General features: G+C 73.8%; 5 protein-coding genes. All 5 read right to left on the reverse strand.

What is annotated here, in order from left to right; genetic code table 11:
* On the reverse strand, nt 1-126 hold a 126-nt coding region (locus AB0O00_RS34155), incomplete at its 3' end, for an NAD-dependent epimerase/dehydratase family protein (protein ID WP_363658488.1).
* A gap of 52 nt (nt 127-178) precedes the next feature.
* Nucleotides 179-631 carry a flavin reductase family protein gene (locus tag AB0O00_RS34160; protein WP_363658490.1) on the reverse strand — a complete coding sequence of 151 codons (453 nt, stop codon included), beginning with the start codon at nt 629-631 and terminating at the stop codon, nt 179-181.
* A 29-nt stretch (nt 632-660) separates the two neighbouring features.
* The gene (locus tag AB0O00_RS34165) at nt 661-1,146 is read right to left on the reverse strand and encodes an acyl-CoA thioesterase (RefSeq protein WP_363658482.1); all 486 of its coding nucleotides are present in this window, start codon (nt 1,144-1,146) and stop codon (nt 661-663) included.
* Nucleotides 1,146-1,787 carry a hypothetical protein gene (locus tag AB0O00_RS34170; RefSeq protein ID WP_363658484.1) on the reverse strand — a complete coding sequence of 214 codons (642 nt, stop codon included), beginning with the start codon at nt 1,785-1,787 and terminating at the stop codon, nt 1,146-1,148. Before AB0O00_RS34170 ends, AB0O00_RS34165 begins: the two co-directional genes overlap by 1 nt.
* Nucleotides 1,788-1,871: 84 nt before the next feature.
* On the reverse strand, nt 1,872-2,917 hold a 1,046-nt coding region (locus AB0O00_RS34175; protein WP_363658486.1), incomplete at its 5' end, for a polyketide synthase dehydratase domain-containing protein.

A 2,917-nucleotide genomic window follows, 5' to 3' on the forward strand; every position in this document is an offset into this window, starting at 1 on the left:
CGCCAGGCCGCGCTCGGCGGCGGCCGGGTCGCGGGCGAGGACCCGCACCCGGTGGCCGCGGCGGACGAGCTCCGCGACGGAGTGGACGCCGACGAACCCGGTGCCGCCGGTCACGCACACCAACATCCGCTTCTCCTTTGTCGGTCGGTGCGGTGGAAGTCAGTCGGTGCGGTGGAGGTCAGCCGGTCCGCTGGAAGCCGCCGCCGTAGAACAGCAGCGCCCGCCGGTCCGGCTCCCGGTCGGTCGCGAGCACCTCGCCGAGGAAGATCGAGTGGTCGCCGCCCTCGTAGACCTCGGCGAGCTTGCACTCCAGCCAGGCGAGCGAGCCGGCCAGTAGCGGCGCGCCCGTGAAGGGGCCGGGACGCCAGTCGACGTCACGGAACTGGGCGGCCCCGAGCGGGCGGGCCCGGTCGGCGAAGTACCGGGCCAGGCCCTCCTGTTCGGCGCTCAGCACGGAGACCGCGAAGGAGCGGACGGCGGTGATGGCCTCGTGCATCACCGCCGAGCGGGACACGCAGCACAGGACCATCGGCGGCTCCAGCGACACCGAGGTGAAGGAGTTCGCCGTCATGCCGTGCACGCTGCCGCCGCCCGTGGTGAGGACGGTGACGCCGGTCGCGAAGCCGGCCATGGTGGCGCGCAGGTCCGCGCCGGCCCCGATCACCGGGCCCGCCCCGAGCCGGTGGAGCCGACCGGGCCCACCGGCCCGGCCGGCCGCAGCGGGTCGGCGTACGGGGCGAGGGCGAGGCGCAGCTCCGCCGGCACCAGGGCCGGGACGGTGTGCGTGTTGGGGCCGCGCATGCAGGCGATCCGCTGCCGGCCGCGGGCGACGAGGAGTTCCTCGACGCCGGCGAGGCGCACGTACTCGAAGCTGAACTGGAGCTGGGTCTGGGTGACCTCCTCCAGCCGCATGCGGACGGAGAGTTCGTCGAACGCGGTGATCTCGACGAAGAACTCGCAGTCCACCTTGAGCGTGAACAGCTTGAGGTCGTCCTGCAGTTCGGCGAGCACCCCGGGGGCCTTCTCCTTGAGGAACATCTCCCGGCAACGTCCCTGCCAGCGCAGGTAGTTGACGTAGTAGACGTTGCCGACGAGGTTGGTCTCCTCGAAGCCGACGGTGTGCCGGATCTCGTAGTAGCCGGACATCACTCCCCCTTCCCGGCGAGGACGGCGAAGACGACGGGTTCGTCGCGGTCGGTCACGGTGGTCACCCAGGTGGCGATGGACGCGTCGCCGGCCGACAGCACCACCCAGCCGGAGCCCTCGACCCGGTCGAGCGTGAGGGACTGGCCGGTGGCGGCGGACTTGCGCAGGCACTCCAGCGCGCACCACACCCGGGTGGCGGCGAGGTCCGGCGGGCACCCGGCCTCGGTCACCAGCAGGTCGCGCAACGGGAGTTGGGCCTCGCCGAGCAGTGCGGCCCAGTCCTCCTCGGTGCGCGGCCGGACGGTCTCGACGTCGCACGCCAGCCGCCCCTGACCCACGACCGCCAGTGTCAACTCGCCGCTGTGTGAGGCGGATACGGTGTGGCCGTCCAACTCCGGTTTGCCGTCGGGGCGGTGGCGCAGCTCGGCGGGTGCGCCGAGGGCCCGGGAGACGGCGACGGCGGTGCGGGTGCGCCGGTCCGGCTCCTCCCCCGCGGCTTCGACGACGACGGCGCGGCTGCCGCCGAGGACGGTCTCCAGTGTGCGTTCCAGGTAGGAGCCGAGCATGGCCGGCACCCACGGTCCGGCGCCGTCTCGCTTGCGGACCGCGACCAGGGTCAGGCCTTGCCAGCGTTCGACCACGCGGCCGTCCGGGGTGCGGACGTCGACGTCGTAGACGTAGGTGTCGCCGTCCTGGCCGCGTTCGCGGGCGTCGAGGACGACTAACTAGGTGTCCTGGTCGGCGGGTTCGGCGAGCCAGAGGCGTTCGATGCCGCGCGGCAGGAGGGTGGCGTCGGGGACGCAGCACTGGAGGGCGTGCATCATCGTGTCGCGGGTGCCGGGGTCGGCGAGGACGTGGTCCTGCGGGAGGTAGGCCGCGAACCAGGGGGCGGGCGTCGTGGTGGAGACCTCGGCGACGGCGTGCCGGGCGCTCGCGCGGCGGTAGTCGAGGAGCCGCTGGAAGCGCTTGCCCTGGAACAGGACGCCGCCGTAGAGCTCGGTCACCGGGTCGACGGGGACGGTGGGCAGGTCGAAGGCGGCGGAGCGGGGGCCGTCCGGGAGGCCGGGCCGCGGGTAGCGCAGGCGGGCGCGGAAGTGGTCGTCGGCGAACACGGTGACCGCGGTGCGCAGGACGTCGTCGACGGTGCCGGCGTCCTGGACGAGGGCGGCGACGCGCAGCGTGGTGGAGCCGCCGGGGCGGACGGCGATGGGCCGCAGGAACTCGACGTCCTCCAGCAGCGGCGGTCCGGCGTGCCGGCCGACGGCCGCCGCGACCTGGGCCATCGCCTCCATGCCGAGGACGGCGGGGAAGAGGAGGTCGCCGTCGAGCTGGTGGTCGAGGAGGTAGGGGTCGCTGCCCTCGGTGAGCTCGGCCTCGGTGATGAGCTCGACGCCCGGGTAGTGCGCGAGGACGCGCTCGACGAAGCGGCCGAGCGGCAGTTCGGGCCGGTCGAGGGCGAGGGTGGGCAGGCCGGCGGCGCGTCCGCTGACGACGACGGCGGGCCAGGCGGCCGGGTCGGCGAGCAGGTCGCGCAGGACGCGGATGCCCTCGTCGGTGGAGATCGGCGTGATGCCCTCGCGCATCAGCGACTCGACGACGCCGAGCCGTTCGCCCATGCCGGCGCCGGACCACACGGACCATTCGATCGCGAGGGCGCGGGCCTGTGGGTGCTCTTCGCCGAAGCGCAGGGTGAGTTCGGTCATCCAGTCGTTGGCGGTGGCGTAGTGCGCCTCGCCGCGCAGGCCGGCGCGGCCGATGATGGAGCCGAAGG

Origin of the sequence: Kitasatospora sp. NPDC093558 (genome assembly GCF_040683475.1) — a bacterium.
GTDB lineage: Bacteria > Actinomycetota > Actinomycetes > Streptomycetales > Streptomycetaceae > Kitasatospora.